The sequence below is a fragment of the Micromonospora sp. URMC 107 genome (assembly GCF_051386315.1).
GTDB lineage: Bacteria > Actinomycetota > Actinomycetes > Mycobacteriales > Micromonosporaceae > Micromonospora.
This window is the reverse complement of the sequence record NZ_JBPQTK010000043.1, coordinates 16,895-42,611: the sequence shown is the minus strand read 5'-3', so window position 1 is coordinate 42,611 and position 25,717 is coordinate 16,895. Positions and strand designations below refer to the sequence as shown.

Genomic DNA, 25,717 nt, shown 5'->3' with positions numbered 1-25,717 from the left:
ATAAGAGACAGGATCCGCCCACGGCCCGTCCGCGTGTCGGCGCGGAGCCGCGTCCGCGTGTCGGCGCGGGACGGGAATCGTCACCGGTCGGCGGCCCGACGCGACGCGTCGCCGACGCGGGGCGCGCCCTCGCCCGGCCCGGAGCGGTCGTCAGGCCCCGTGCCGCAGGTCCCACCGGTCCTGCTCGTCGCCCGGGTCCGGCAGATCCCGCCGTGGGTCGGTCTCGGTCAGCGCCGTCCGCTCCTCCGGGCGCACCCCGGGCGGCATCTCGCCGAAGCGTACGTGCCGCAGGAAGGTGTAGTCGTCGTCCGTGAACGACGTGCCGGAGCGCTCTTCAGCCATCGCTTCTCTCCCTCGACGTCGTCATTCTGCGCACTGGTGGAGGCGGGCACTACCCCTAAAGCGTCCTAGGATCCTGGGTGAAAGCCGGTGCGTCGGGCCGCGAGCCAAGGTCCTCCCCGCGGACCGACGCAGCGACGGACCGCGGGGAGCGCGGGGACCCGTGGACCGACGGACCGGCGAGCGGGCTGCGCGCTCAGGCCGTCGGCAGCCGGGCCAGCAGTGCCAGGGCCGCTCGGACCGGGGCGCGGCGCAGCGTCTCGTCGAAGCTCGCCCGCCCCTGACAGAACCGCACGAACATCCGCCAGCCCGGCGGGGTGGCCAACAACGCGTGGAAGACCCCCGGCCGCCGGGCGAACACGTCGAGCAGCCGGTGCCCGGCGCGCATCGACGGCACCAGGTCCCGGGTGACCGCCCGGTCGTACCCCGCGAGGTCACCGGCGGCGACCGCCGCACCGGCCAGCTCGCCGGAGCGCAGCGCGTAGCTGATCCCCTCCCGGCTCCACGGCTCCAGCAGCCCCGCCGCGTCGCCCGCGACCAGCACCCGGCCCCGGCGCAGCGGCGAGTCCTCGCTCCGGCAGCGGGTCAGGTGACCGGAGTCGTGCGCGGGTTCCACCCCGGACAGGCCCAGCCGGTCGACGAACCCGCGCAGGTAGGCCCTGGTCCGCTCCCCCTCGCCCCGGGCCGCGATCACGCCGACCGTCAGCCGGTCCCCCTTCGGGAAGACCCAGGCGTACGAGCCGGGCAGCGGCCCCCAGTCCAGCAGGAGGCGGCCGCGCCAGCGGGCCTGCTCCTCCGGCGGCACGGGCAGCTCCAGCTCCAGCCCCAGGTCCACCTGCCGGTGGCGCACCCCCACGTGCCGGGCCGTCACGCCCGAGGAGCCGTCCGCCCCGACCACCGCCCGCGCGTGGACCGTGCTCCCGTCGGCGAGTCTGAGGCGTACGACGTCGGGGTCCTGCTCGACCGCGCGGACCGCGACGCGCTCGCGGACCTCGGCGCCGGCGGCGACCGCGGCGGCGCGCAGGCGGTCGTCGAACTCCTCCCGGCGCACCATGCTGACCAGCGGACCGCTCCGATGGCGGCGGGTGAACCGCCGTCGCCCGTCCCGAGTGAACGTCACCCGGTCGACCAGGTCGTGCGCGGGCACCTCGATCCGGTCGGCCACCGCCGCGAGCGAGGTGCCGATCAGGCCGCCCCCGCAGGTCTTGTAGCGCGGGTGCGCGGCGCGCTCCACGACGAGCGTGCGCACGCCCGCACGGGCGGCGGCGTGGGCGGCGGAGAGCCCGGCGGGGCCGGCGCCGACGACGGCGAGATCCCAGACGATCACTGGTGCAGCGTAGGGCAAACCGCGGCGTCCGGCGCCGTCGGCGCGGCCGGGGCACCGCCCGATCGGGTGCGCATCTTCGGTCGCCGACCGGGTAACCGCGCGGCGCAACCGCCCGCTCAGGGGCGGGACAGGCTAAGGAGGAAGGCCATGCGGCAGGTGCAGCTGTCGGATGTCGAGGAGCGGGTGTACGACGCGGTCGCGGCGCTGGAGGCCCGGGGGCAGGTGCCGTACCCGGACCTGATCGCCGAGGAGGCCGGTCTCACCGAGGAGCAGTTGCGGGCGCCGCTGCACCAGCTGACCGAGAAGAACCTGTTGCACCGGGAGGACTCGCCGATGGCCGGGCTGGACTTCGGCCCCCGGTTCTGCGCCCGCCAGATGGCGTGAGGCGCCGCGCGCCGCGAATTGGTTCGCCTCCCGGGGACCGGGGTAGCGCTCAGCGATGCCCGTCCACCGGTCCGCGGGAGGCACGATGAGCCCCACGGGCGCGCCACCATCGGCCGAGGCCACCGCGTCGCCGGACGACCGGCGGCGCTGGCAGGCCCTCGGGGTCGGGCTGGTCGCCGCCTTCATGACGCTGCTCGACGTGAGCATCGTCAACGTCGCCGTCCCATCGATGGACCGCGCCCTCGGGGCCTCCCCCAGCGACCTGCAGTGGGTGCTCTCCGGGTACGCCCTGACGTTCGGGCTGGTGCTGGTCTCCGCCGGGCGCTTCGGCGACGCGCGCGGGCGGCGTAACGCGTTCGTCTTCGGGATCACCCTGTTCACGCTGGCCAGCGCGCTGGCCGGGCTGGCCGCCTCCCCCGCGTGGCTGATCGCGGCCCGGCTGCTTCAGGGCGCCGCCGCCGGGGTGGTCAACCCGCAGGTCACCGGGCTGATCCAGGAGCTCTTCCGGGGCCCCGAGCGGGGCCGCCCGTTCGGGCTGCTCGGGGCCACCATCGGCATCTCCACGGCCGTCGGCCCACTGCTCGGCGGCCTGCTGATCGCCGTCGGCGGCGAGGAGCACGGCTGGCGCTGGGTGTTCTTCGTCAACGTGCCGGTCGGCGTCCTCGCGGTGGTCCTCGGCTGGCGGCTGCTTCCCGCCCGCCCGGCCGGCCCCCGGGACCACCGGCGGCTGGACCCCGTCGGGGTGCTGCTGCTCGGCGTCGGCGTGCTGCTCGTGCTGCTGCCGCTGGTACAGCAGGAGTGGCGGAGCCCGGCGAAGTGGCTGCTCGTGCCGGCGGGGCTGCTCACCCTGGCCGGCTTCGGGGCCTGGGAACGGTGGTACGCCCGGCGCCAGGAACCGCTGTTCGACCTGCGGCTGTTCGGCTTCCGGTCGTACGCCCTCGGATCGCTGATCGCGCTTGTCTACTTCGGCGGGTTCACCGCGATCTTCTTCATCTTCACGCTCTACCTGCAGAACGGGCTCGGCTACAGCGCGCTGGTCGCCGGCCTGGCCATCACCCCGTTCGCGCTGGGCTCGGCGGCGGCGTCCGCGCTCGGCGGCCGGATCGTCAACCGCTTCGGACGTCCGCTGGTCGCGGTCGGGCTGCTCACCGTGGTGGCCGGGCTCGTCGCGGTGGTCGGCGTGCTCGCCCTGGCCCCGAGCGACGCCACCGTGCCGTGGCTGACCGCGGCTCCCCTGCTGGTCGCCGGGCTGGGCAGCGGACTGGTGATCGCGCCGAACCAGACCCTGACCCTGTCCCAGGTGCCGGTGCGGCACGCGGGCAGCGGGGCGGGCATGCTCCAGACCGGCCAGCGGATCGGTTCCGCCGCCGGGATCGCCGCCGTCGGCTCCATCTTCTTCTCCTCGCTGGCCGCGAGCGGTGGGAACTTCTCGCTCGCCTTCCGGCACTCGCTGCTGCTGGCCGCCGGGGTGATCGCGCTCGCGCTGGTCGCGGCCCTGGTCGACGTGGCCATCGGTCACCGTCGCTGACGGCACCGGCCACCTCGGGTGGGTCCCGGGCGCGGAGACGACGACCGGCCGGCCCTCCGTTCAGGGCCGGCCGGTCGTGTCAGACGGGTGTCACCAGAGCTGGGAGACGATGTCCGCCGCCTGCTCCTCCCACTGCGCGTACGCGAAGGGGTAGGCCGAGACCTGCACCGTCTGCGCGGCGGAGGTCAGCGGCAGGTCCTGCCAGCCGCCCACGTTCTTCAGCGCCCGGAAGAACGCCTGCGACGCGTACTCCGGGTCGGTGATCTGCTCGGGCGAGCCCCAACCCGACGACGGACGCTGCTGGAACAGGCCCTGCGAGTCGTGGTCGTTGTACGCGCCCAGGTGGCCGAGGTTGTAGAGCTTCGACTCCTGCAGCGAGGTGGCGATCCCGATGACGGCGCCCCGCTCGCCCACGCCGGTCTCCTTGGCCTCCTCGACGATGGCCTTGGCGTTGGCGAGCTGTGCCTCGTCGAGCGGGATGCGCGACTGGGCACCCTGCACCCCGTGCGGGACGAGTTCCGCGCGGCTGGGCTTGTCGGCGGCGGGCCTGGTGGTGGTGCCGCCCGTGGTCAGGGCCGACTCCTCGGCCGCGCCAGGCCGGCTCTTGCCGGTGGCCTGCTCGATCGCCGCCACGGCGCCCTCGTGGGGCGCGGTCGTGACCGGGGCGGCCACGGCCGTCGGCCCGAAGGCGAGGCCACCGAGGGCGGCGACACCGACCACGCTCAGCGCGATCTTGCGGTTCGAGTCCTTCGAGTCCTTCGCGATGGCCGGGAGCCATCGAGTGAAGTCGTACTTCACGATGGTTGCCCTTTCGGTCAGGCGAAGCGCTCCCTGGGTGAGCACTCCTGGAGGGGGAACTTCCGCGCCGGACGGGGTTTCGGCTCCGGCGGTACGGGGGACACAACCAGCCGGCTCTGTCGGGCATTCCGGATATGACCCGGCCCCGCGATGCTGCGACCCGGGTCACCCCGCGACCGGGACGCACGGAGCGCACACTCGGCGACGGGACGTGCGGGGCGCCGCTGCCTGGAACGCAGTCGGCGGTCGTAACCGCCCGGGCGGGCACGATCCGCCCGGGCGGGCACGATCCGCCCGGCGGTCAGGCGCCGTGACCGCCGGGGCCGCCGCGCGGCGCACGTTCACTCCGCGCGGTCGTGTGCCCCTGCGGTGTCGCCCGGGGTAGCCCGCTCCTCGGTGCCGCGCAGCTCCTGAAAGAGGGTGATCTGGAGGCCGGCCGGCGCGTCGAGGCGCGCGTTGAGCGACTGCCACGGCGTCACAGTCGGCGGGGCGATCTCCGTGGCGCCGGCGGCAACCAGGCGACGGGTGGCGGCGCGGCTGTCGTCCACCTCGAAGGCCACCCGGAGCTTCGGGGCGACCTGCCGCCCGACCTCCACCTCGTCGATCATCCGCTTCTGCGCCGGGTTGGCGATCTCCAGGGTGGCCCGGCCGGCGTCGAGGATCACCACCCGCGCGTCGCCCTCCCCGGCGAACGCGGCCTGCTCCGGCAGGCCCAGCGCGTCGCGGAAGAACGCCACCGCGGCGTCGTAGTCCTCGGCCTCCACCACCAGGCGCAGCTGGCGTACGGCGGGGGTGCTGCCGGCATCGTGCGTGGTCATGTCGCCAGAGCCTAGACGAGCGCCGCGAGCCGGACGCATCACGGCCGTGGGCGGACGGTTCCCCTCCCGTGCCGGGCCGGGTGGGCGGCGGAGCGACGCCGACGTTTCACCCGGTGGGCCTGCGTGGGGACCGGCGATTACAGTGGGGGACGCCAAGTGGAAGGCGACGAATGACTGGTGGTGCGGTGGTCGAGCAGGTGACCCTGGGAGACCACGTCTGCTGGACGTACGACGACGACGCCGACGCTCTCGATGCCGTCGCCCGCTTCGTCGTCACCGGTCTGCGCCTCGGTCAGCAGGTCCTCTGCCTCCTCGACGCGCTGGAGCCCGCCGCCGTCGTGGCCGCCGTGCGGTCCGCGGGCGGGTCGCCGGACGCGGCGCGGGTGGACGGCCGGCTGCGGATCCTGCCGGCCGTCGAGGTCCACCGCGACGGTGGCCGGTCCGCGTCGGACGCGACCGTCGCCAGGCTGGCGGTCGAGATCGCGCGGGCGCACCGCGAGGGCCACTCCGGGCTGCGCCTCGTGAGCGACATGGCGTGGGCGTCGCGCGACGGCACCCCGCTCGCCGAGCTGCGTCGCCACGAGGCCGCGATGAACGCGCTCTTCCCCGCGGGCCGGGCCGCCGCGCTGTGCCTCTACGACCGGCGGCTGTTCCCCGCCGACCGGTGGCGGGCGGTCGCGGCCGTCCATCCGGCGACGGCCGGGCCGGGCGCCGACCGGGCCTGGGTGCCGCTGCTGCGGGCGTACCGCACGGCGGACCCGCCGGGACTGCGGCTGGTCGGGCAGATCGACTGGAGCAACCGGGAGGCGTTGGGCGCCATGCTGACCGGGCTGGCCGGCCCCACCCCGTCGGGACGACCGGCGGTGCTCGACGTGTCCGACGTCAGCTTCGCCGACGTGGCCGCCGCCAGCGCGTTGCTCGACGCCGAGCGGACGTCGGCACCCGACGGGTTCCGGCTGGTCGGGTGCCGTCCGGTGGTGCGTCGCCTGCTCGACCTGGTGCGCGACACCGGGTTCGCCCACCCCGTGGGGCAGCCCGCATGACCGGGGCGCGACACGCGGAGGAGGCGGGCGCCTTCGTACACGAGGGGCTCTTCTACCACGACGTGGACGGTCTGCTCGCCGGCACGGTGCCGTTCGTCACCGACGGGCTCGCCGCCGGGGAGCCGGTGCTGGTCGCGATGCCCGACGCCAACCTGCGGCTGGTCCGCGCCGCGGTCGGCCCCGCGGCCACGGTGCGCTGGGCGGACATGTCGCAGGCCGGCCGGAACCCGGGCCGGATCATCCCCTGGGTGTTGCAGGCGTTCATCGAGCAGCATGCCGGCCGCCGGGTGCGGATCATCGGCGAGCCGATCTGGGCCGGACGCAGCGACACGGAGTATCCGGCGTGCGCCCAGCACGAGGCGCTGATCAACATGGCGTTCGCCGGCCGGGACGCGACGATCCTCTGCCCGTACGACACCGCCGGGCTCGACGCCGACGTGGTGGCCGACGCGTACGCCACGCACCCGATCCTCGTCGACCACGCCGGGCGACGGCCGAGCGCGCAGTACGCCCCGGCGGAGGTGGTCGCGCGCTACAACAAGCCCCTGCCGACCCCGGCGGAGCCGGTTTCGACGCTGGTCTACGAGTTCGACACGCTGTCCACCGTGCGGCGGTTCGTGGCCGGGCACGGCGAGGCCGTGGGCCTGGACGAGGACCGGCTGGCCGACCTGCAGATCGCGGTGACCGAGTTGGCGACGAACAGCATCGCGCACGCCGGCGGCACCGGCGTGCTGCGCGTGTGGCGCACCGCCGAGCACCTCGTCTGCGAGATCCACGACGACGGCTGGCTGACCGACCCGCTCGCCGGGCGGCTGACCCCGGCCGCGGACGGCATCGGTGGCCGAGGGCTGGTGATCGTGCAGGCGCTGTGCGACCTGGTCCGCGTGCACACCACGGCGGCCGGGACGACCGTGCGGATGTACGTGCGACGCCCGGCGTGACCGGGGCCCGGCGGCCCCCGGACGGCCGCTGAGCGACCTCCCGGGGGCTGCCGGGGTGGGCGCGGGTTCAGTGCCCGCGGGCCAGCCACTCGTCGAGGTGGGGAGCCTCGGCGCCGACGGTGGTGCTCGCCCCGTGCCCGGTGTGCACGACCGTCTCCGGCGGGAGGGTGAGCAGCCGGTCCCGGATCGAGGCGACGATCGTGCCGAAGTCGCTGTACGAGCGTCCCGTCGCCCCCGGCCCGCCGGCGAAGAGCGTGTCGCCGGTGAAGACCACGCCGAGCTGCGGCGTGTGGAAGCTGCACGCGCCGGGGCTGTGGCCGGGCGTGTGCAGCACGGTCAGCGTGCTGCTGGCCACCTCGAGGGTCTGCCCGTCGCGCAGCGTCCCGCCCGGCGCCTCGTCGGGGTGCACCATGTCCCACAGCACGCGGTCGGCGGGATGCAGCAGCACCGGCGCGCCGGTGGCCCGGGCCAGCGCCGGGGCCACCCGGACGTGGTCGTCGTGCGCGTGGGTGGCGAGGATCGCCCGGACCCGTCGGTCGCCGACGGCGGCCAGGATCGCCTCGACGTCGTGCGGGGCGTCGACGACGACGCACTCGGCGTCGTCGCCGACCACCCACACGTTGTTGTCCACGTCGAAGGTCTGACCGTCGAGGGAGAACGTGCCGGAGGTGACGGCGTGGTCGACGCGGGCGGCCATCAGAGGACCACCACCGAGCGCAGCACGTCGCCGCGGTGCATCCGGGCGAACGCCTCCTCCACCTGGTCCAGGGCGATCTCCTCGGTGACGAAGGCGTCCAGGTCGAGCCGGCCCTGCAGGTAGAACTCGGTGAGCACGGGGAAGTCCCGGCTGGGCAGGCAGTCGCCGTACCAGCTCGACTTCAGCGAGCCGCCGCGGCCGAAGACGTCCAGCAGCGGCAGGTCGACGGTCATCTCCGGGGTCGGCACGCCGACCAGCACGACGGTGCCGGCCAGGTCGCGCGCGTAGAAGGCCTGCTTCCAGGTCTCGGGGCGGCCGACCGCGTCGATCACCACGTCGGCGCCGAAGCCACCGGTGGCGGCGCGGATCGCCTCGACCGGGTCGTCCTGCCGGGGGTCGACCGTGTGGGTGGCGCCGAACCTGCGGGCCCAGTCGAGCTTGCGGGGGTCGGTGTCCACCGCGACGATCGTCGTCGCGCCGGCCAGCGCGGCGCCGGCGACCGCCGCGTCCCCGACGCCGCCGCAGCCGATCACGGCCACCGAGTCGCCCCGGGTGACCCCGCCGGTGTTCATGGCGGCACCGAGGCCGGCCATCACGCCGCAGCCGAGCAGCCCGACGGCGGCGGGCCGGGCCGCCGGGTCGACCTTGGTGCACTGACCGGCGTGGACCAGGGTCTTCTCCGCGAAGGCGCCGATGCCCAACGCCGGCGTGAGCTCGGTGCCGTCGGTGAGGGTCATCTTCTGCGCCGCGTTGTGGGTGGCGAAGCAGTACCACGGGCGGCCCCGGCGGCAGGCCCGGCACACCCCGCAGACGGCCCGCCAGTTGAGCACCACGAAGTCGCCCGGCGCGACGCCGTCGACGCCCTGCCCGACCTGCTCGACGACGCCGGCGGCCTCGTGCCCGAGCAGGAACGGGTAGTCGTCGTTGATGCCGCCCTCCCGGTAGTGCAGGTCGGTGTGGCAGACCCCGCAGGACTGGATCCGCACGATCGCCTCGCCCGGCCCCGGATCCGGCAACACGATCGTGGTCACCTCGACCGGCGCGCCCTTGCTGCGGGAGATGACTCCCCTGACCTGCTGGCTCACGGTTCCTCCTGCTCCACGCCGGCGCGCCGCGCCGCCGTCCGTCGGTGCGCTGCCGCGGCACCTCGATCACGTCCCTCGGGCGAAACTACCCCCGATCGTCGCGGACGACCGGGGGCCGGCGGGCGGTTATCCCGGGCGGCGAGGGGTAGGCGGGGGCACGGTTCGACGCTCGGACGGGAGTGCGCCATGAAGGTCAGCCATCTGCCGCTGCGGGTCAGCATCGGTGCGTTCGTCCTCAACTCGGGGATGGGCAAGCGGTCGCTGGAGGGGGAGGCCGCGCAGGGCCTGCACGGGATGGCGGTCGGCGCCGTTCCGCGGCTCGGGAAGCTCGACCCGGACCGCTTCGCCCGGCTGCTCTCCCGGGCCGAGATCGCCCTGGGCGCCGCGCTGCTCGCGCCGTTCGTCCCGTCGGCGCTGGCCGGCCTGGGGCTGGCCGCGTTCGGCGCGGGTCTGGTGCAGCTCTACCTGAGGACCCCGGGGATGCGCGAGCCGGGCAGCCTCCGGCCCACCCAGCAGGGCATCGGCCTGGCCAAGGACGTCTGGCTGTTCGGGGCCGGCCTGACGCTGGTGCTGGACGACCTCACCCACGGCCGCCGGCGCTGCTGAGGCCCCGGCCGGCCGGTCCGGGAGCACCGGCGGGTCGGACAGGCGTCGTTGCGGGCCAGGGGACGTCGCGACGGGGGTCAGGTCGGCGTCGCGACGGGTGGCCGGGCGGCGACCTCGCGGCGGGCCGCGTTGCGGTAGCGCAGCACCTGGACCGCGCCGAGCGCCCAGAGGACGTACTGCACCGCGAAGGCCCACCGGAAGGCGGCCAGGTCCGGGGTGGCCCGCCCGGCCGGGGTCGCCAGGTCGAGCACCACGCCGACGGCCAGCACCAGCACGATCGAGGCGACGAAGCCGCCGACGTTGACGACCCCGGTGGCGCTGCCGATCCGGTTGACCGGGTTGAAGCTGCGCGCGTAGTCGAACCCGATGAGCGAGGCCGGGCCGTTGACCGCGAGCACCAGCACCAGCGTGACCAGCAGCCAGCCCGGGGCGCGGCCCGGCCAGGCGAGCACGACGGCCCAGACCGCGGCGGTGGCGCCGGTGATCGTGAAGACCAGCACCGAGCGGTGGAACGGGTGCCGGGCGCAGAGGTGCGCGATCACCGGCCCGGTCAGCAGCATGGCGGCGGTCATCAGGGTGAGCAGCGACGCCGCCGCGGTCGGGCTGAGCCCCTGCCCCTGCACCAGGAACGGGTACCCCCAGAGCAGGGCGAACACGGCGCCGGAGAACTGGGTGACGAAGTGCGTCCAGAGCCCCAGCCGGGTGCCCGGCTGGGCCCACGCGGCGGCGAGCTCGCGGCGGACGTCGGTGAGGGTGGGCGACGCGCCGGCCGCGACCTGCCCGCGCGGAGTGTCCCGGACGGCGACGACGACCGTCAAAAGCACGGTCGCCCCGACCGCCGCGGCGGTGAGGAAGGCGGGGGTCCAGCCCGCCCGGTGCAGCAACGCCACCAGCGGTACGGCGCCGAGGATGGCCCCGAGCTGGCCGAGCGTGCCGGTGAGCTGGGTCATCATCGGGTAGCGCCGCCCCGGGAACCACAGCGCCACGATGCGCAGCACGCTGATGAACGTCATCGCGTCGCCGAGCCCGATCAGCACGCGGGCGGCGATGGCCAGGGGCACGTCGGTGGCGAGGGCGAAGCAGAGCTGGCCGGCGACCATCAGCGCGCCGCCGGCGATGAGCAGCCGGCGGGACCCGAACCGGTCGAGCAGGACGCCGACCGGGACCTGCATCGCCGCGTACACGGCGAGCTGGGCGACGGAGAAGGTGGCCAGCGCCGAGGCGTTGACGTCGAAGCGGTGCGCCGCGTCGACGCCGGTGACGCCGAGCGAGCTGCGGTGGAACACGGCGGCCACGTACGCGGCCAGGGCCACGCCCCAGACGAGGCCGCCCGCCGACCGGCGCGGGGCGAGCGGCGCGGTCCGCACCCTCACCGCAGGGCCCGCAGCACGTCCGCGGCGTTGTCGATGTGCGCGGCGACGGCGGCGAGCCAGCGCCCGGGGTCGTCGGAGTCGAGCGCGGCGAGCTGGTCGGCGTGCTCGGTGAGCGCCGTTTCGGCCCAGCCGGGCGAGAGCCGGAAGCTGGCCTCCCCCATCCGCAGCTGCCGGTCGCGCAGCCGCTGGTACAGCTCGGCGAGGATCTCGTTGCCGGCCGCGTCGACGACGGTGGCGTGGAACGCGCGGTCGGCCTGCATCAGCGCGGTCAGGTCGCCGGCGGCGTGCGCCTCGCGCATCTCGGCGAGCCGGGCGGCGAGCTCGCCTCGCAGCGCCGCGCGCCGGGGCCAGACCCGCTCGGCGGCGTGCAGCTCGACCAGCCGCCGCGCCTCGATCACGTCGGTGATCTCGCGGGCGGAGACCGGGCGGATCAGCGCGCCCCGCTTGGGGTAGAGCCGGACCAGTCCCTCCGCCTCCAGGCGCAGCAGCGCCTCCCGGACCGGGGTGCGGGAGACCCCGGTGGCCTCGGCGATCTCCCCTTCGCTGACCAGCGACCCGCCCGGGTGGATCCGCTCCAGGATCTCCCGCTTGAGGTGCCGGTAGGCGCGCTCGGCGGCCGAGGGCGCGACCGTCCGGCCCGACGGGGAGGGATGCGTCATGTATCTATGGTGGGGCCCACCTCCTCGGCGCACCCCGCGCCCCCGCCGGGGGTGGCGCGGGCCACCGTCAGCGCGTACGCAGCGTCAGCAGCCCGTCGCCGTCCACGGCGAACCCGGGCGCGAAGGGCGGGTCGGAACCGCCGAGCACCCCGGCCAGCCAGCGGGCCTCGTCGGGCGCGGCCCGCTCCAGGCGCATCCGGCGCATCCGCACCGGGGCCGCCCGCAGGCGCCGCAGCGCCCCGGTGGCCGCGTCGAGGGTCGGCAGCCAGAGCAGCCGCAGCTCCGGCCGGTACGCCTCCCGCCCGCCGATCCCCTCGTAGTCGTCGACCAGGTCGCCGCAGCCGTAGAGGACCAGCCGGTCGCGGTACACCTCGACGGGGCGGGGGTGGTGCGACGAGTGCCCGTGCACCACGTCCACGCCGGCGTCGACCAGCCGGTGGGCGAAGTCGACGTGCGCGGGCGGCACCTCGTACCCCCAGTTGGTGCCCCAGTGCACGGAGACCAGCACCCGGTCCCCCGGCCCGGCCACGGCGGCGATCCGCCCGGCCAGCGCGTCGGCCGAGGCGACCGAGACCTCCGGCAGGTACGCCACCCCCGGCGTCCCGGCGGCGGCCGCCCAGGTGGGGGGCACCCCGCTGGACGGCGCGGCCACCGACCAGACGAGCAGGTCGCGGCCCGGGCCGAGTGGCACCCGGGCGGGTCGCCAGGCCGACGCCTCGTCCGGACCGGCGCCGGCGGTGGCGATGCCGGCGGCGGCCAGCGCGTCGAGGGTGTCGGCGAGCCCGACCGGGCCGAAGTCGAGGCTGTGGTTGTTGGCCAGGGCGCAGACGTCGAGCCGGGCGGCGGTGAGGCAGGCCAGGTTCGCCGGGTGCATCCGGTAGTGGATCGCCTTGGCGGGGGCGTGCTGGCCCCGGCCGGTCACCGCCGTCTCCAGGTTGACCAGGCGCGCGTCGGGCCGCAGCTCGTCGAGCAGGCGGAGCGCGTCGCCCCACGGCCAGGCCGGGGCCGCCGGGAGCGGGACCGGCCCGTTGGCGGCCCGGGCCAGGTCGACGTAGCCGCGAGCCTCGCGTACCGCTGGTTCGCGCAGCTCGGGCGGGCCGGGGCTGGGCAGGATCGCGTCCACGCCCCGCCCGGTCATCACGTCGCCGCCGAGGAAGAGGGTCAGGTCGGGCATCCGGCCCGCTTTCCCCGTCCGGCCGCCCGCTCACCTGCCGCTGGCCGGCCGACGACGCCGCACGGACGCGGGTCAGCCGGTCCCGGCGGCCGCCGGGCGGTCGCCGGCGTCGGCGGCGTCGCGGGGCGGGGTGTCCGTGCCGGTCGCTGCCCAGAAGTCGACGAGCAGGCGGTGGAACTCCTCGGCGCACTCGATCTGCGGCATGTGCCCGCAGTCGGTGAACAGGTGGGTGCGGGCCCTCGGCAGCCGGGACCGGGCGGCGTCGAGGTGCGCCGCCGGCAGGATCAGGTCCCGGTCGCCCCAGACGACCAGGGTGGGGGCGTCGAGCCGCTCCACCTCGGCCAGCAGCTCCTCCCGCCACTGCGGGCTCACGCCGCGGAAGGTGCCGAGGTCGCGCGCGGTCTCCAGCATCACCCGGGCGGCGTGCGGCTGGCGGGCGACCGCCAGGGCGTGGGCGACGCGGTCGGCGGTGGCGAAGGCCGGGTCGTGGAAGAGCGACAGCTCGGCGCGGCGGGCGACCCACCGGCTGGGCCGCAGCAGCAGCCGGCCCAGCGGGCGCAGCGCCAGCAGCCGCAGCGCGATGGTCACCTCCCGGCCGAACCCGGCGCTGTTGACCAGCGTCAGGCTGGCCACCCGGGCCGGCTCGGACGCCGCGAGGCGCATGGCGACCGCGCCGCCGAGGGAGTTGCCGACCACGTGCGCCGGCCGGTCGACGCCGACGGCGTCCAGGTAGTGGGCGGCGAAGTCGGCCAGCGCCGGCAAGGTGCAGGGGCGGGTCATCGGCAGCGAGCCGCCGTAGCCGGGCAGGTCGACGCTGTGCACCCGGAACCGCTCGGCGAGCAGCTCGTGCAGCTCGGTGAAGTCGCGCAGGGTGCGGCCGATGCCGTGCAGCAGCAGCACCGCCGGCCCGTCGCCGTCGACGCGGTGGCACACCCGCCGGCCGTCCACGCTCACGTGCCGGCGGCCGGCCGGGGCGCTCACGCCGGCTCCCCCGCCGGGTCGGCCGCCGGGGCCGCCTCGGGCTGCCGCTGCGCCGGGACGGACGACCCGGTGGTGAGCCGGCGCGTGGGCTCGCCCCCGACGCGGTCGAGCGCGAAGGCCACGACCCGCTGGTACGACGTCGGCGCCACCCGGGCCAGCAGGTCGGGCAGCTTCGCCGACCAGCCGATCAGCACCCGGCCCCGGCGGCGGTGCACGCCGCGCAGGATCTCCTCGGCGGCCCGGGCGGGGTCGATGGTCAGCAGCTTCTCGAACTGCCGGCGGCCGGTCTCGAACTCCTCGGCGGGCACGCCGCTGCCCACCCGGGCGTTCTGTGCGATCCGGGTGCGGATCCCGCCCGGATGCACGCAGGTGACGCCGATCCCGTCGCCGGCCAGCTCCTGACGCAGCGCCTCGGTGAAGCCGCGGACGGCGAACTTGCTGGCCGCGTAGGCGGTCTGCCCGGCGGGGGCGATGATCCCGAAGAGGCTGGAGACGTTGACCAGGTGCGCGCCCGGCTCGACCCGCAGGGTGGGCAGCAGCGCGTGGGTCAGCTGCGCCACGGCCCGGAAGTTGACGTCGACGACCCAGCTGAACTCGTCCAGGCTCACCTGGTCGAACCGGCCGCCCAGCGCCACCCCCGCGTTGTTGACCAGCAGCCGGAGCGCCGGGTGCCGCCGCCTGATCTCCTCGGCCACCCGCGCGGTGGCGGCGGCGTCGGCCAGGTCGACCACGTAGGCGGTGAGCTGCCGGTCGGGGTACGCGGCGCGGACCGCCGCGACGACGGCGTCGAGCCGCCCGGCGTCGCGGTCGACCAGCACCAGGTCGCTGCCCCGGCGGGCGAGCGCGTGGGCGAGGGCCTCCCCGATCCCGCTGGCGGCGCCGGTCACCACGGCCGTGCCGCCGGTGAAGACGAACCTACGCACGGACGGTCCTCCTTTGCGGTGTGCCGGCGCGGGAGAACCGCACGCCGGGATCGGTGAGGCGACCGTGCCGCATCAGCAGGACGTCCCGGGGATAGTTCTGGTGCAGCCGCCACGGCGCCCGGGCGCCCTGCTTGGGCAGGACGTCGACGCTGCGCAGTACGTAGCCGGCCGTCAGGTCGATGATCGGCTCCAGTTCGCCGTCGGGAGGCGCCAGCGGGGTGACGACCTGCTGGCCGGTGCGTTCGAGGTGGCGCAGCAGCCGGCAGACGTAGGTGGCGACCAGGTCGGCCTTCAGCGTCCACGACGCGTTGGTGTAGCCGAGGGTCATCGCGAAGTTCGGCACCCCGGAGAGCATCATGCCCTTGTAGGCGACGGTGCCGGACAGCTCCACCTGCGCGCCGTCCACGGTCAGCGTCATGCCGCCGAGGGCGAGCAGGTTGAGCCCGGTGGCGGTGACGACGACGTCCGCGGCCAACTCCTCGCCGGAGGCGAGCCGGATCCCGCGCTCGGTGAAGGTGTCGACGGTGTCGGTGACCACCGACGCCCGGCCCGTCGTCAGCGCGGTGAACAGGTCGCCGTCGGGCACCACGCACAGCCGCTGGTCCCAGGGGTCGTAGCGGGGCGAGAAGTGCCGGTCGACGTCGTAGCCGGCCGGCAGCCGGCCCCGGACGGCGCGCAGCAGCAGCCGCCGGACCAGGGCGGGCGCGCGCCGGCTGAGCTGGAAGTTGGCGGTGGAGAGCAGGACGTTCTTCCAGCGCACCACCGGATACGCGGCCTTCGCCGGCAGCCAGCGCCGCAGCGCGTCGGCGAGCACGTCGCGCGACGGCAGCGCCAGGACGTACGTGGGTGAGCGCTGGAGCATGGTGACGTGGGCGGCCCGCTCGGCCAACGCCGGCACCAGCGTGACGGCGGTGGCGCCGCTGCCGATCACCACCACCCGCCTGCCGGTGTGGTCCAGGTCTCGCGGCCAGTGCTGCGGGTGCACGATCCGCCCCGCGTACCGCTCGGTGCCCGGGAGTGGGGGCGTGTAGCCGGCGTCGTAGCGGTAGTAGCCCGCGCAGGTGAACAGGAAGGAGCAGGTCAGCGTGACCGTCTCGCCGGTGTCGTCGCGGTGGGCGTGCACCGTCCAGCGGGCGCTCCCGCTGTCCCAGTCGGCGCGGACCACCCGGTGGCGGAAGCGGATGTGGTCGGTGACGCCGTACTCGTCGGCGGTGCGGCGCACGTAGTCGCGGATCGAGTCGCCGTCGGCGATGGCCTTCGGGTCCGTCCACGGCTTGAAGGAGTAGCCGAGGGTGAACATGTCGGAGTCCGACCGGACGCCGGGATAGCGGAACAGGTCCCAGGTGCCGCCGATCGCGTCGCGGGACTCCAGCACGGCGTACGTCTTCCCGGGGCAGTGGCGGCGCAGGTGGCAGGCGGCGCCGACGCCGGACAGGCCGGCGCCGACGATGAGCACGTCGACGTGGTCGGTGGCCATCTCGTCTCCCGTCCACGGGTGAGACACCGGACACTAGCCACGCCTGTCGAGGCTCGTCAACACCCTGTCGAGTTCGATCGACGCGGTGTCGATCCGGTGTAGAGTCACCGGGCATGACACCCGCCCGTACGGCCACCGGGCGCGGACGGCGCGCGGCGCGCTCCGTCGGCGACGAACGGGAGCTGGCCATCCTGGCCACCGCCGAGCGGCTGCTGCGGCAGCGGGCCTTCGCCGACATCTCCATCGACGACCTGGCGCGCGGGGCGGGCATCTCCCGGCCCACCTTCTACTTCTACTTCCCGTCCAAGGACGCGGTGCTGCTGACGCTGCTGGACCGGGTCATCGAGGAGGCCGACAACGCCGCCGGGGACGTGCTGGAGCGGCTGGCCGAGGACCCGCCGGCGCGCTGGCGGGAGCTGATCGACCGGTTCCACGAGACGTTCGGGGCGCACCGCGCGGTGGTGCTGGCCTGCGCCCAGGTGCGCGGCACCAACGCCGAGGTGCGCCAGCTGTGGGCGAGGGTGCTGGAGCGCTGGGTGCACGCGATCGAGAGCGCGATCGTGGCCGAGCGGCGGCGCGGGGCGGCCCCCGACGGGGTGCCGGCCCGCGACCTCGCCATCGCGCTCAACTCCATGAACGAGCGCGTCTGGTACGCCACCTTCGCCGGCGACGGGCCGGCGGTGGCCGAGCGCGACGTGGTCGACGTGCTGCGCGACGTCTGGCTGGCCGCGATCTACCGCGGCACCACTCCCCCACCGGGCTGACCGCGCCGCTGTCCGCCGAGGTGTGCCGGCACGACGTCGAGGTCGTACCCGGCTACCGTTGGCCGTTCCCCGACGGCGGGACCGGCCCGCCCCGTCCCCCTGGAGGAGACGTGAGTCCGACCCGCACCCCGTTCTCGGCCGAACTGCGGGCCGCCAGCGCCGAGGCCCACCAGGGCGCCGAGTCCCAGCGGTACGTCCGCGCCCTGGTGGCCGGCGACCTGGACCGCGCCGGCTACGCCGCGCTCGTGATGCAGCACCACGTGATCTACGAGGCGCTGGAGGGGGCCGCCGAGGCGATGCGCCACGATCCTCTCGCCGGCCCGTTCGTCGACGACGCGCTGACCCGGCTGCCCGCCCTCGCCGCCGACCTGGAGTTCCTGCTCGGAGCCGACTGGCGCCGGCGGATCGAGCCGACCCCGGCCACGGTCTCCTACGCCGGGCGCCTGCGCGCGGTCGGTGCCGGCGCACCGGAGCGGTTCGTCGCCCACCACTACACCCGCTACCTCGGCGACCTCTCCGGTGGCCTGCACATCGGACGGTCGCTCGCCCGGCACTACGGGCTGACCGGGGACGCCGGCGCCGCGTTCCACCGCTTCGACCGGATCACCGACCCGAAGGCGTACAAGGACGCCTACCGGGCCAGGCTGGACGACCTCCCGCTCGACGAGGCGGGCCGGGCCGCGCTGCGGGACGAGGTGCTCGTGGCGTACCGGCACAACACCGAGGTCCTCGCCGCCCTGTCCGGGCTCGTGCCGGCCGCGGGGGCGGCCGCGTGACCGCCCCCTTCGGCCCCGACGTGGTCGCCGCCGTCTGCCGGCACATGAACGACGACCACGCCGAGGACTCGCTGCTCATCTGCCGCACGCTGGGCGGGCAGTCCACGGCCACCCGCGCCCGGGCCACCGGCCTGGACGACGAGGGCATGGAGTTCGCCGTGACCGTGGACGACATCGAGGTTCCGGTGCGGGTCGCGTTCGCCCACCGGCTGACCGAACGCGGCGAGATCCGGCAGGAGGTGGTACGGATGTACCGGGAGGCGTGCCAGCGGCTCGGGCTGCCACCACGCCCGGCGGGCTGACCGGCGGGCGTGCCGGCCGGACGTTGCCAGCACTGGTCGGCCGGCTCCCTGGTCAGCGGCCCACCGGCCCCTCGGGGCGGGTGTCGGCGAGCCAGCCGGGCAGGTCCGGACGCTCCGGCGCCAGCACGTGCCGGACCCAGGCGGCCCGCTCGTGTTCCAGCACCCCCAGCTCCCAGACGCACCCCGCCCACGGCCGGTCCAGCTCCACGAAGCGCGTCGGGTCGTCGTCCGGGCAGTCGAGGGCGGGCTGGCCGGCCGCCGCGACGCGCACCCGCACCACGTTGTCCCAGACCCAGGTGTACGCCAGCAGGTACGCCCCCGTGTCGGCGCCCCGGTGCAGCACCACCCAGCCGGCCGCCGGCGTGCCGTCACCGTCCTCGGCGGGCAGCAGGCGGGGCAGCACCGCGTACGCGGCCCGTTCCACCTCCGGGGAGATCCGGCGCTCCGGCTGGTCGACGTGGTAGCGCTTGAGCTGACGGCCGGCGATCGTGAGCGGCGCCAGCACCCGAAGTTCCTTGTCGCGAAAAGCCATGCCGGGACGGTACGGGCGTTCCACTGACAACTACTGTCAGCGGAATGCGGGCCGGTCGACTGCTCTCCCTCCTGATGCTGCTCCAGGCCCACGGGCGGATGACCGCCGCGCAGCTCGCCGAGCGGCTGGAGGTGTCCACCCGCACCGTCTACCGCGACGTCGAGTCGCTGCACGCGGCCGGCGTCCCGCTCTACGGCGAGGCCGGGCACGCGGGCGGCTACCAGCTCGTCGCCGGCTGGCGGACGAGGCTGACGGGGCTGACCGCCCAGGAGGCGGAGCGGCTGTTCCTCGCCGGGCTGCCCGGTCCCGCCGCCGAGCTGGGTTACGGGGCGGCGGTGGCCACGCTCCAGCTCAAGCTGCACGCCGCGCTGCCGCCCGAGCTGGCCGAGCGGGCCGCGCGGATCCAGGAGCGCTTCCACCTGGACACCCCCCACTGGTACGCCGACGGCGACGCCTCGCCGCACCTGGCCGAGGTGGCCGAGGCGGTCTGGCGGCAGCGGCGCGTCGCGGTGCGCTACCGCAGCTGGACCGGCGAGGTCGACCGGGTGCTGGAGCCCTACGGGCTCGTCCTCAAGGGCGGGCGCTGGTACACGGTCGCCGGCCGGTCCGGGCGGGACGGGCCCGCCGCCTACCGGGTCAACCAGATCCTGTCGCTGACCGCCCTGGACGAGGAGTTCGCGCGCCCGGCGGGCTTCGACCTGCCGGGCTGGTGGCGGGCGCACGTGTTGCGCTTCCGGGCCGGCCTGCACCGCGACGACGCGACGGTCCGGCTCTCCCGACGGGGACGGGACCGGCTGCGGGAGATCGCCAGCGAGCTGGTGGTCGCGGCCGTCGACGAGACCGCGGGTCCGCCCGACGACGCCGGCTGGGTGACCGCCGTCATCCCGATCGAGTCGCTCACCCACGCCCACGGCGACCTGCTGCGGCTCGGCGCGGACGTGGAGGTGCTGGCCCCGGCGGCGCTGCGCGAGCGGCTCGCCGCGACCGCGGCCGGCCTCGCCGCCCTCTACGCACCCCGGCCGGCCGGCCGCGCCGGTGGGCAGGTGCCGGCCTGAGCCGCGCGCCCTCCACACCGGACGGTGGCGGGGCGCCGGTTGTCGTCCGGTTGTGCGACCCTGGGAACGACTGCCCGGGTCACCGGAGGTGATGGCCACGTTACGTCTGTGCGAACTGGTCGCCGCGCCCGGGGCCGCCGCGGTGACCCTCGACGTGCCCGCCGGCGCCACGGCCGCCCTGGTGGCCGCCCCGCCCGTCGGCACCGCCGTCGCCCGGGTGGTGAGCGGGCTGGCCGCGCCGGTCGCCGGCCGGGTCCTGGTCGGCGACCGGGAGGTGACCTCCCTGCCGCCGCCGCACCGCCGCATCGCCTACGTGCCGGCCGGCGGCGCGCTGCTGCCCCACCTGACCGTGCGCCGCAACATCGCCTACGGCCAGCGCCGGCGCGAGCGGGTGCGGGAGGTGGCCGACGCCTGGACGGCTACGGTGGTCGACCGGCTGGAGCTGGCCCCGACGCTGGGGCTGCGCCCGCACCTGCTGTCGGAGGCGCAGCGGTTCCGGGTCGCGCTCGCCCGGGCGGTGGTCTGCCTGCCCGAGGTGCTGGTGATCGACCTGCCGGTCGGGCCGGCCGGCGGTGGGCGGCTGACCGACCTGGTCGACCGGCTCTCCCCGCCGGACACGCCGGGGGTGGCGGTGCTGGTGTGCACGGCCGACCCGGGCACGCTGGCAGACGTGCCGGTCGCCGCCGAGGTGGACGGGTGACGCCGCCGGGCCGGGCCAGGGCGGCGGCGCGGCCGAGCCGCCGCACCCTGCTGCGGGCCGCCGCCGCGGCCACCGCGACCGCCGTCGCCGGCTGCGCCGGCGCGCCGCCGGCGGTCCAGGTCGCGGTCGTCTGGAGCGGCGGCGAGCTGGCCCGTTTCCGCGAGGTCGTGGCCGGCTACGACGCCGACGTGCAGGTGATCAGCGCCGGCAACGACATCGACGCGTTCCTGCGCGCCCGCCAGCTCGCCGGCACCAGTCCCGACGTGGCGATCCTGCCCAGGTCGGGACTGGTCGTCGAGTACGCCCGGCGCGGCTGGCTGCACGAGCTGACCCCCGCCACCAGCTACGCCCTCCCGCCCGGCATGGCCGACCTGCTCTCGGCCGACGGGCGCCGCTACGGCGTCTGGGTGAAGGCGGCCCACAAGTCGCTGTTCTGGTACTTCCCGTCGATGCTCCCCACGCCGCCGCGCACCTGGGACCAGCTCGTGACGCTCACCCGGCGGCTCGGCGCGCGGGCCCGCGCGGGCGACGGCCCGGCGCCGCTGGCCATCGGCGCGGCCGACGGCTGGGTGCTCACCGACTGGTTCGAGAACGTGCTCGCCGACGTGGCCCCGCCCGGCTACTACGAGGCGCTGGCCCGCGGCGAGGCCGACTGGCGGAGCCCGTCGGTGCACACGGCGCTGGACCGGCTGGCCGAGCTGTGGAGCGTCGACGGCGCCTTCCCCGGCGGCGGCCGCCGGGCCCTGCTCACCCAGTACGAGGAGTCGGTGATCCAGGTGGTGCACCACCGGCGGGCGACGATGCTCTTCGAGGCCGACTTCGTCGACGACGTCAGCCGCCGGTTCCGGCGGGGCCCGGAGCAGCCGGAGACCTTCCGCTTTCCCGGCTCCCGGCTGGCCGACAGGCCGCTGATCGTCGGCGGCGACGCGGCCGTGGCGTTCGCCGGCTCGGCCCGCGGGGCGGAGCTGGTGCGCTGGCTCAGCGGCGGCTCCGCGTTCCTGCCGTGGCTCCGCTCCGGCGGCTACCTCTCCCCCAACGTGTCCGTGCCGCTGGACGACTACCGCGACCCCGTCCGCCGCCGGCTCGCCGCCGAGCTGCGCACGGCCGGGGCGGTACGCTTCGACCTCTCCGACCGACTCCCGGGCCGGTTCACCGGCTCCGACGGGGTGGGCATCTGGCGGATCATGCAGGACTTCTTCGCCGACGTCACCGACGGGGTCGCCGCCGGCAGGGCGGCCCGCCGGGCCGTGGGGCAGCTGGCGGCGGCGGCCCGGTCGGCGGGTGGCGGCCGGTGAGGCGGGTCCTGGGCGAGCTGGCGCTCCTCGACGACGTCGGGCCGCCCCGGCGCGGGCGGGCCTACCCGGCGGCGGGCGCCACCTCGGCGCTGCTGCTGCCCGCCCTGCTGCTGCTCGGCGGGCTGGTGGCGTGGCCGGTGCTGCGTACGCTGCACGCCAGCGTCACCACCGACGGCCGGTGGGTGGGCGCGGAGCACTTCCGCACCGCGCTGGCCGCGCCCGGCACCGGCGCCGTGGTGGGACGCACGCTGCTCTGGGCCCTGCTGGTGCCGGCGGTGGTCACCGTGCTGGGCTACCTGCTCGCCGCCGCGTCGCGCCGCTCGCAGGAGGGCAGGCTGGTCCGCCTCATTTTGGTGGTGCCGACCGCGCTGCCGCTGGTGGTCACCGGGGTCACCTTCCGGCTGATGTACGACCCGGGCCCGGAGCGCGGGCTGGCCACCCTGGTCGCCACGACGCTGACCGGCGGGTCGGCGGCCGACGCCCCGCAACTGCTCGGCCCCGGCCTGGTCACGGTGGCGCTGATGTCGGCGTTCGTGTGGGCGTGGGTGGGGCTGGCCGTGCTGGTGTTCCGGGCCGCCCTCGACGCGGTGCCGCCCAGCCTCGCCGACGCGGTCCGCGCCTACGGCGGCAACCGCCGCGACGTGCTCTGGGACGCGCAGTGGCGGCCCCTGCTGCTGCGGACCGTGGCGGTGGTGTTCACCCTGGCGGCGCTCGGCACCGCCAGGACGTTCGACCTGATCCTGGTGATGACGCCCGGCTCGGTGCGTGACGAGGCGTCGGTGCTCGCGCTGCGGGTCTGGCAGACCTCCAACGGCGCCACCACCGGCGAGGGCGCCGCGCTCGGGGTGGTGTGGCTGGTGGCGGTGGTCGCCGGCATGCTCGTCGCGGCGCTGTTCGTGCGGCAGGCGTGGCCGCCGCCCCGGGACGCGGCGCCCGCCGCACCCGACCCGGCGGCCACCGCGCCGCGCCGGGCGACCCGGCTGCTGGTGGCGGGCGCCGCGCTCGCCTGGCTGGTGCCGCTCGGGGTGCTGCTCGCCACCTCGCTGCACGGCACCGTTGACGCGGCGGCCCGGGGCTGGTGGTGGAGCCCGCCCGGCCTCGACTCCTACCGGGACCTGCTGACCGGCGCCGAGCTGTGGCGCACGCTGGGCTTCACGCTGGTGCTGGCGAGCGTGGTCACCGCCGTCGTGCTGGGCGTCGCGCTGCTCGCCGCGTACCCGCTGGCCTGGCTGACCGGGCCGCCCGCCCAGGCCACCGTGCTGCTGCTGATGGCCGCCAGCATCGTGCCGGTGCAGGTGATCGCCGGGCCGGTCAACGAGGTGCTCGGCGTGGTGCTGTCCTCGGGCACGGCGCGCGGCCTGGCGCTGGTGCACGTCGCGCTGGGCGTGCCGTTCGCCGTGCTGGTGCTGCGCAACGCGTTCGCGGACCTGCCCGCCGAGCAGGTGCGGGCGGCCCGGGTGGGCGGACGGCACTGGTGGGGCACCCTGCGGCTGCTCGCCCGGCACAACCGCCCGGCCGTGGTCGCCGTCGCGGTGCTGGAGTTCGTGCAGGTGTGGAACGACCTGGTGGTGGGTCTGCTGTTCAGCGGGCCGGGCGCGCTGCCGCTGGGGCTGTTCCTCGCCGGCCAGACCCGGGGCTTCGCGGCCAACAGCGGGGAGCTCGCCGCCGGCTCGGTCATCGCCTCGATCCTGCCGGTGCTGCTGGTGGTGCTGGCCCGTCGTCAGCTCGTCGCCGGCCTCGTCGCCGGGGGCGTCCGGTGACCGGGTCGGGTCCGCCCGTCCGTTCGCGGCGGCCGCGGAGGCTGAGCCTGCTGCTCGCGATCGGCGGTGTGGTCGGCGGGACGGTCAGCGCGGTGCTCGGCAACGTCACCGGCAACCTGCTCTCCGAGCTCTCCGTCACCCAGCTCGGTTCCGCCAGCGCCGGGGTGATCGTGCTCGGCCTCGCCGCCGCCGTCGTCGTCGAGTGGCGCCGCCAGCGGCAGCAGGCCGCGACGCCGGAGGACCCCGACGCCCCGCCCGCCGTCGGCGCTCCCACCCTGCCGTGGCCGGCCGGGTTCACCGGGCGGGCCGGGCACCTCGACGCGATCATCGACCTGCTGACGAAGGAGCACGCGGTCGCCGTGGTCGGCCGGCGGGCCGTCGGCACCTCGTCCTGCGCGGTCCAGGCCGCCAACCTGTGCCGCAAGGACTTCCCCGACGGGCAGTACTACCTGGACCTGCGCCGGGGCGGCCGGCCGCACGACGCCCGGGAGGTGCTGACCGCGCTGGCCCGGATCCTCGGCACCCGGCCACCGGCGTCGGGACGCGCCGACGACCTCGCCGACGCCGTCGACGAGCTGAGCGGCCAGCTCGACGGCCGGGCGATCCTCGTGGTGCTGGACAACGTGGACGACCCGGCCCAGGTCCGGGCGCTGCTGCCACCGACCGCGGGGACGTGCCGCCTGCTGCTGGCCGGCACGGGAGCGCTGGCCGCGCTGGACGGGGTGGTGGCGCACGGGCTCGCCGAGCCGGACGCCGACGACGCCGTCGAGCTGTTCGCCGCCGCGGGCGCCACCGCGCCCGTCGCCCGGCCACACCGCCCGGACCCGCGCACCGACCCGGCGGTCCGCGCCCTCGTCGAACTCTGCGGGCGGCAGCCCCGCACGGTCGCGGAGCTCGGGCGGCGTACGGCGCAGCACGGGTGGCGGCACACCGACGTGCTCGACGCGCTGCGCCGCGCCGTCGACACGCCCCCGCACCAGCACGTCGCCGCCTCCCCGGCGACCCAGCTGGTGACCGCCCGGGACACCGCCTACCACGCCCTGGGCGGCGAGGCCCGGCGGTTGTGGCGGCTGATGTCGCTCAGCCCGGTGCCGCTGGACCGGCCGACGCTCGCGGCGCTCGCCGGTCGTCGCCCGGACCGGGTGGCCTCCCTGCTGCACGAGCTGGCCACCGGCGGGTTCGTCACCGGCGCGCCCGGTGACCGCTACGAGGTGCGCCCGCTGCTGGCCCCGTACGCCCGGATGCACCTGCGCGACGCGGAGCCGGCGCGGCGGCGGGTCGCCGCGCAGGCCCGGCTCACCCGGCACCTGGCTCGGCGGGCCGAGCGGCACGCCGCGAGCCTCGTGGTGGTCGGCTCCCCGCCGGACCGGGAGCCGACGCTGGCGCTGGACGACGACCCGTACGGCTGGTTCGACCTGCACCAGGAGCTGCTGCTGGCCGTGGTGCGAGTGCCGGCGGGCGCGGCGGAGACCCTGCCGCGCCGGGTGCGCCGTTGGTGGTTCCGGCTGGCGGTGGCGCTGTGCGGGTGGCTCGCCCACGCCGAGCGGCTCGACGAGTGGGCGGAGGTGTGCCGCACGGTGCTCGCCACCCCCACGGCCGACGACCGACCGGAGATCGCCGGCTGGGCGCACAACGAGCTGGGGGTGCTGCGCCGCCGCCGGGGCGACCCGCAGGCAGCGGCGACGGCGCTCAGCCTCGCGGTGGCGGAGCGGGGCCGGCGCGGCACCGCGCAGGCGCGGATGAACCTGGGCCTGGTGCTGCTGGACCTGGGGCAGTTCGACGACGCGGTGGAACACCTGGAGCTGTCGCGGCGGCACCGCTCCGCGGCGGACCGGGCCGGGCACGCGCTGACCGACCTGGGCCTGGGCGCCGCCCGGCTGGCCCGGGGGGAGCTGGCGGTCGCGCACCACCACCTGGTCCGCGCGGCGAACGCCTTCCGCGCGCTCGGCGACGCCCGGGGCTACGCGGCGGCGCTGACCAACCTGGTGCTGGTGCACGCCGGGCTCGGCGAGCACCTCGACGCGGCGCAGTCGTGGCGGGCGGCGCTGCGCGAGTACGACTCCGTGGCCGACCCGACCAACCGGGCCGCCGCGCTGCTCAACGCCGGCGCCGCGCTGCTGGCCGCCACGCCGGGGCAGGCCCGGCAGGCGTACGAGATGCTGGCGGAGAGCCTGCGGCTGCGCGACGGGCGGCCCACGGCCGGCCTGGGGCGGACGCTGCTGCACCTGGGCGACGCGGCGGCGGCGCTCGACGACCCCGACGAGGCCCGGCGGCACTGGGCGGACGCGGCGGGCGTGTGCGAGGAGGCGGGGGACGTCGACGGTCAGGCCGCGGCGGACGCCCGCCTGGTGGACAGCGACGCGCCGGCCTGAGCGCGGCC

The 25,717-nt window shown here is 76.2% G+C and carries 26 protein-coding genes; 13 read left to right on the top strand and 13 right to left on the bottom strand.

Going from position 1 to position 25,717, the window contains the following annotated elements:
* Positions 1 to 150 precede the first annotated feature (150 nt).
* Together ACSNN9_RS12850 and ACSNN9_RS12845 are read right to left on the bottom strand one after the other, a co-directional pair.
* Complete coding sequence (locus tag ACSNN9_RS12850) at positions 151 to 342, bottom strand: hypothetical protein (RefSeq protein WP_436673274.1); 192 nt, start codon at positions 340 to 342, stop codon at positions 151 to 153.
* Positions 343 to 535: 193 nt separating this feature from the next.
* Entirely contained in the window at positions 536 to 1,666 is a 1,131-nt protein-coding gene (locus ACSNN9_RS12845; RefSeq protein ID WP_436673273.1) for a geranylgeranyl reductase family protein, read from the bottom strand.
* Positions 1,667 to 1,813: 147 nt separating this feature from the next.
* Between ACSNN9_RS12845 and ACSNN9_RS12840 the strand changes: the two genes are divergently transcribed.
* Both ACSNN9_RS12840 and ACSNN9_RS12835 read left to right on the top strand, forming a co-directional pair.
* A complete protein-coding gene (locus ACSNN9_RS12840; RefSeq protein ID WP_132239717.1) occupies positions 1,814 to 2,050 on the top strand; it encodes a hypothetical protein in 237 nt (78 codons plus the stop codon).
* Between the two features lie 85 nt (positions 2,051 to 2,135).
* Positions 2,136 to 3,578: an MFS transporter gene (locus ACSNN9_RS12835; RefSeq protein WP_436673272.1), complete on the top strand. Its 1,443-nt coding sequence runs from the start codon at positions 2,136 to 2,138 to the stop codon at positions 3,576 to 3,578.
* Between the two features lie 90 nt (positions 3,579 to 3,668).
* Here the strand turns inward: ACSNN9_RS12835 and ACSNN9_RS12830 are convergent, their stop codons facing one another.
* Together ACSNN9_RS12830 and ACSNN9_RS12825 are read right to left on the bottom strand one after the other, a co-directional pair.
* Positions 3,669 to 4,376 (bottom strand): hypothetical protein, encoded by a 708-nt coding sequence (locus tag ACSNN9_RS12830; protein ID WP_436673271.1) that lies wholly within the window; start codon positions 4,374 to 4,376, stop codon positions 3,669 to 3,671.
* Between the two features lie 341 nt (positions 4,377 to 4,717).
* Positions 4,718 to 5,194 (bottom strand): VOC family protein, encoded by a 477-nt coding sequence (locus ACSNN9_RS12825; protein ID WP_436673270.1) that lies wholly within the window; start codon positions 5,192 to 5,194, stop codon positions 4,718 to 4,720.
* 170 nt (positions 5,195 to 5,364) lie between these two features.
* On the opposite strand from ACSNN9_RS12825, the gene ACSNN9_RS12820 reads away from it, so the two are divergent.
* Both ACSNN9_RS12820 and ACSNN9_RS12815 read left to right on the top strand, forming a co-directional pair.
* Positions 5,365 to 6,237: an MEDS domain-containing protein gene (locus tag ACSNN9_RS12820; RefSeq protein ID WP_436673269.1), complete on the top strand. Its 873-nt coding sequence runs from the start codon at positions 5,365 to 5,367 to the stop codon at positions 6,235 to 6,237.
* Positions 6,234 to 7,178 (top strand): anti-sigma factor RsbA family regulatory protein, encoded by a 945-nt coding sequence (locus ACSNN9_RS12815; RefSeq protein WP_436673268.1) that lies wholly within the window; start codon positions 6,234 to 6,236, stop codon positions 7,176 to 7,178. The genes ACSNN9_RS12820 and ACSNN9_RS12815 overlap by 4 nt, the downstream gene beginning before the upstream one ends.
* Positions 7,179 to 7,245: 67 nt before the next feature.
* On the opposite strand, the gene ACSNN9_RS12810 is transcribed toward ACSNN9_RS12815, so the two are convergent.
* Positions 7,246 to 7,875 carry an MBL fold metallo-hydrolase gene (locus ACSNN9_RS12810; protein ID WP_436673267.1) on the bottom strand — a complete coding sequence of 210 codons (630 nt, stop codon included), beginning with the start codon at positions 7,873 to 7,875 and terminating at the stop codon, positions 7,246 to 7,248.
* Positions 7,875 to 8,960 (bottom strand): S-(hydroxymethyl)mycothiol dehydrogenase, encoded by a 1,086-nt coding sequence (locus tag ACSNN9_RS12805; protein ID WP_436673266.1) that lies wholly within the window; start codon positions 8,958 to 8,960, stop codon positions 7,875 to 7,877. The genes ACSNN9_RS12810 and ACSNN9_RS12805 overlap by 1 nt, the downstream gene beginning before the upstream one ends.
* A 186-nt stretch (positions 8,961 to 9,146) precedes the next feature.
* Here ACSNN9_RS12805 and ACSNN9_RS12800 point away from each other — a divergent pair, with 186 nt between their 5' ends.
* Complete coding sequence (locus tag ACSNN9_RS12800) at positions 9,147 to 9,566, top strand: hypothetical protein (RefSeq protein ID WP_436673265.1); 420 nt, start codon at positions 9,147 to 9,149, stop codon at positions 9,564 to 9,566.
* A 77-nt stretch (positions 9,567 to 9,643) separates the two neighbouring features.
* On the opposite strand, the gene ACSNN9_RS12795 is transcribed toward ACSNN9_RS12800, so the two are convergent.
* From ACSNN9_RS12795 to ACSNN9_RS12770, 6 genes are all read right to left on the bottom strand, one after another.
* Complete coding sequence (locus ACSNN9_RS12795; protein WP_436673264.1) at positions 9,644 to 10,939, bottom strand: MFS transporter; 1,296 nt, start codon at positions 10,937 to 10,939, stop codon at positions 9,644 to 9,646.
* Positions 10,936 to 11,598, bottom strand: a complete 663-nt coding sequence (locus tag ACSNN9_RS12790) for a GntR family transcriptional regulator (protein ID WP_436673263.1) — start codon at positions 11,596 to 11,598, stop codon at positions 10,936 to 10,938. The genes ACSNN9_RS12795 and ACSNN9_RS12790 overlap by 4 nt, the downstream gene beginning before the upstream one ends.
* 67 nt (positions 11,599 to 11,665) lie before the next feature.
* The gene (locus tag ACSNN9_RS12785; RefSeq protein ID WP_436673262.1) at positions 11,666 to 12,772 is read right to left on the bottom strand and encodes a CapA family protein; all 1,107 of its coding nucleotides are present in this window, start codon (positions 12,770 to 12,772) and stop codon (positions 11,666 to 11,668) included.
* A 72-nt stretch (positions 12,773 to 12,844) separates the two neighbouring features.
* On the bottom strand, positions 12,845 to 13,753 hold the full coding sequence (locus ACSNN9_RS12780; RefSeq protein ID WP_436673261.1) for an alpha/beta fold hydrolase: 909 nt from the start codon (positions 13,751 to 13,753) through the stop codon (positions 12,845 to 12,847).
* Complete coding sequence (locus ACSNN9_RS12775; RefSeq protein ID WP_436673260.1) at positions 13,750 to 14,676, bottom strand: SDR family NAD(P)-dependent oxidoreductase; 927 nt, start codon at positions 14,674 to 14,676, stop codon at positions 13,750 to 13,752. Before ACSNN9_RS12775 ends, ACSNN9_RS12780 begins: the two co-directional genes overlap by 4 nt.
* On the bottom strand, positions 14,669 to 16,153 hold the full coding sequence (locus ACSNN9_RS12770) for a flavin-containing monooxygenase (RefSeq protein ID WP_436673259.1): 1,485 nt from the start codon (positions 16,151 to 16,153) through the stop codon (positions 14,669 to 14,671). Before ACSNN9_RS12770 ends, ACSNN9_RS12775 begins: the two co-directional genes overlap by 8 nt.
* A 113-nt stretch (positions 16,154 to 16,266) precedes the next feature.
* Between ACSNN9_RS12770 and ACSNN9_RS12765 the strand changes: the two genes are divergently transcribed.
* From ACSNN9_RS12765 to ACSNN9_RS12755, 3 genes are all read left to right on the top strand, one after another.
* Positions 16,267 to 16,917: a TetR/AcrR family transcriptional regulator gene (locus ACSNN9_RS12765; RefSeq protein WP_436673258.1), complete on the top strand. Its 651-nt coding sequence runs from the start codon at positions 16,267 to 16,269 to the stop codon at positions 16,915 to 16,917.
* 110 nt (positions 16,918 to 17,027) lie between these two features.
* Positions 17,028 to 17,693 carry a heme oxygenase (biliverdin-producing) gene (locus ACSNN9_RS12760; protein ID WP_436673257.1) on the top strand — a complete coding sequence of 222 codons (666 nt, stop codon included), beginning with the start codon at positions 17,028 to 17,030 and terminating at the stop codon, positions 17,691 to 17,693.
* Complete coding sequence (locus ACSNN9_RS12755) at positions 17,690 to 17,995, top strand: DUF2470 domain-containing protein (protein WP_436673256.1); 306 nt, start codon at positions 17,690 to 17,692, stop codon at positions 17,993 to 17,995. The genes ACSNN9_RS12760 and ACSNN9_RS12755 overlap by 4 nt, the downstream gene beginning before the upstream one ends.
* Positions 17,996 to 18,047: 52 nt before the next feature.
* Here ACSNN9_RS12755 and ACSNN9_RS12750 read toward each other — a convergent pair whose 3' ends face one another.
* On the bottom strand, positions 18,048 to 18,527 hold the full coding sequence (locus tag ACSNN9_RS12750; RefSeq protein WP_436673255.1) for a hypothetical protein: 480 nt from the start codon (positions 18,525 to 18,527) through the stop codon (positions 18,048 to 18,050).
* Positions 18,528 to 18,571: 44 nt separating this feature from the next.
* Here ACSNN9_RS12750 and ACSNN9_RS12745 point away from each other — a divergent pair, with 44 nt between their 5' ends.
* The 5 genes from ACSNN9_RS12745 to ACSNN9_RS12725 all read left to right on the top strand — a co-directional run bounded on the left by ACSNN9_RS12745 (position 18,572) and on the right by ACSNN9_RS12725 (position 25,709).
* A complete protein-coding gene (locus ACSNN9_RS12745) occupies positions 18,572 to 19,582 on the top strand; it encodes a helix-turn-helix transcriptional regulator (protein WP_436673254.1) in 1,011 nt (336 codons plus the stop codon).
* A gap of 91 nt (positions 19,583 to 19,673) precedes the next feature.
* The gene (locus tag ACSNN9_RS12740; protein WP_436673253.1) at positions 19,674 to 20,282 is read left to right on the top strand and encodes an ATP-binding cassette domain-containing protein; all 609 of its coding nucleotides are present in this window, start codon (positions 19,674 to 19,676) and stop codon (positions 20,280 to 20,282) included.
* Positions 20,279 to 21,577, top strand: a complete 1,299-nt coding sequence (locus tag ACSNN9_RS12735; RefSeq protein ID WP_436673252.1) for an ABC transporter substrate-binding protein — start codon at positions 20,279 to 20,281, stop codon at positions 21,575 to 21,577. The genes ACSNN9_RS12740 and ACSNN9_RS12735 overlap by 4 nt, the downstream gene beginning before the upstream one ends.
* On the top strand, positions 21,574 to 23,337 hold the full coding sequence (locus tag ACSNN9_RS12730; RefSeq protein WP_436673251.1) for an ABC transporter permease: 1,764 nt from the start codon (positions 21,574 to 21,576) through the stop codon (positions 23,335 to 23,337). Before ACSNN9_RS12735 ends, ACSNN9_RS12730 begins: the two co-directional genes overlap by 4 nt.
* Positions 23,334 to 25,709, top strand: a complete 2,376-nt coding sequence (locus ACSNN9_RS12725; protein WP_436673250.1) for a hypothetical protein — start codon at positions 23,334 to 23,336, stop codon at positions 25,707 to 25,709. The genes ACSNN9_RS12730 and ACSNN9_RS12725 overlap by 4 nt, the downstream gene beginning before the upstream one ends.
* Positions 25,710 to 25,717 lie beyond the last annotated feature (8 nt).

Bases quoted from the DNA above. Each gene is read 5' to 3' on its own strand.
- ACSNN9_RS12850 (WP_436673274.1), bottom strand. From the start codon at position 342: ATGGCTGAAGAGCGCTCCGGCACGTCGTTCACGGACGACGACTACACC.
- ACSNN9_RS12840 (WP_132239717.1), top strand. From the start codon at position 1,814: ATGCGGCAGGTGCAGCTGTCGGATGTCGAGGAGCGGGTGTACGACGCG.
- ACSNN9_RS12835 (WP_436673272.1), top strand. From the start codon at position 2,136: ATGAGCCCCACGGGCGCGCCACCATCGGCCGAGGCCACCGCGTCGCCG.
- ACSNN9_RS12825 (WP_436673270.1), bottom strand. From the start codon at position 5,194: ATGACCACGCACGATGCCGGCAGCACCCCCGCCGTACGCCAGCTGCGC.
- ACSNN9_RS12820 (WP_436673269.1), top strand. From the start codon at position 5,365: ATGACTGGTGGTGCGGTGGTCGAGCAGGTGACCCTGGGAGACCACGTC.
- ACSNN9_RS12815 (WP_436673268.1), top strand. From the start codon at position 6,234: ATGACCGGGGCGCGACACGCGGAGGAGGCGGGCGCCTTCGTACACGAG.
- ACSNN9_RS12810 (WP_436673267.1), bottom strand. From the start codon at position 7,875: ATGGCCGCCCGCGTCGACCACGCCGTCACCTCCGGCACGTTCTCCCTC.
- ACSNN9_RS12800 (WP_436673265.1), top strand. From the start codon at position 9,147: ATGAAGGTCAGCCATCTGCCGCTGCGGGTCAGCATCGGTGCGTTCGTC.
- ACSNN9_RS12790 (WP_436673263.1), bottom strand. From the start codon at position 11,598: ATGACGCATCCCTCCCCGTCGGGCCGGACGGTCGCGCCCTCGGCCGCC.
- ACSNN9_RS12785 (WP_436673262.1), bottom strand. From the start codon at position 12,772: ATGCCCGACCTGACCCTCTTCCTCGGCGGCGACGTGATGACCGGGCGG.
- ACSNN9_RS12770 (WP_436673259.1), bottom strand. From the start codon at position 16,153: ATGGCCACCGACCACGTCGACGTGCTCATCGTCGGCGCCGGCCTGTCC.
- ACSNN9_RS12765 (WP_436673258.1), top strand. From the start codon at position 16,267: ATGACACCCGCCCGTACGGCCACCGGGCGCGGACGGCGCGCGGCGCGC.
- ACSNN9_RS12750 (WP_436673255.1), bottom strand. From the start codon at position 18,527: ATGGCTTTTCGCGACAAGGAACTTCGGGTGCTGGCGCCGCTCACGATC.
- ACSNN9_RS12745 (WP_436673254.1), top strand. From the start codon at position 18,572: ATGCGGGCCGGTCGACTGCTCTCCCTCCTGATGCTGCTCCAGGCCCAC.
- ACSNN9_RS12740 (WP_436673253.1), top strand. From the start codon at position 19,674: ATGGCCACGTTACGTCTGTGCGAACTGGTCGCCGCGCCCGGGGCCGCC.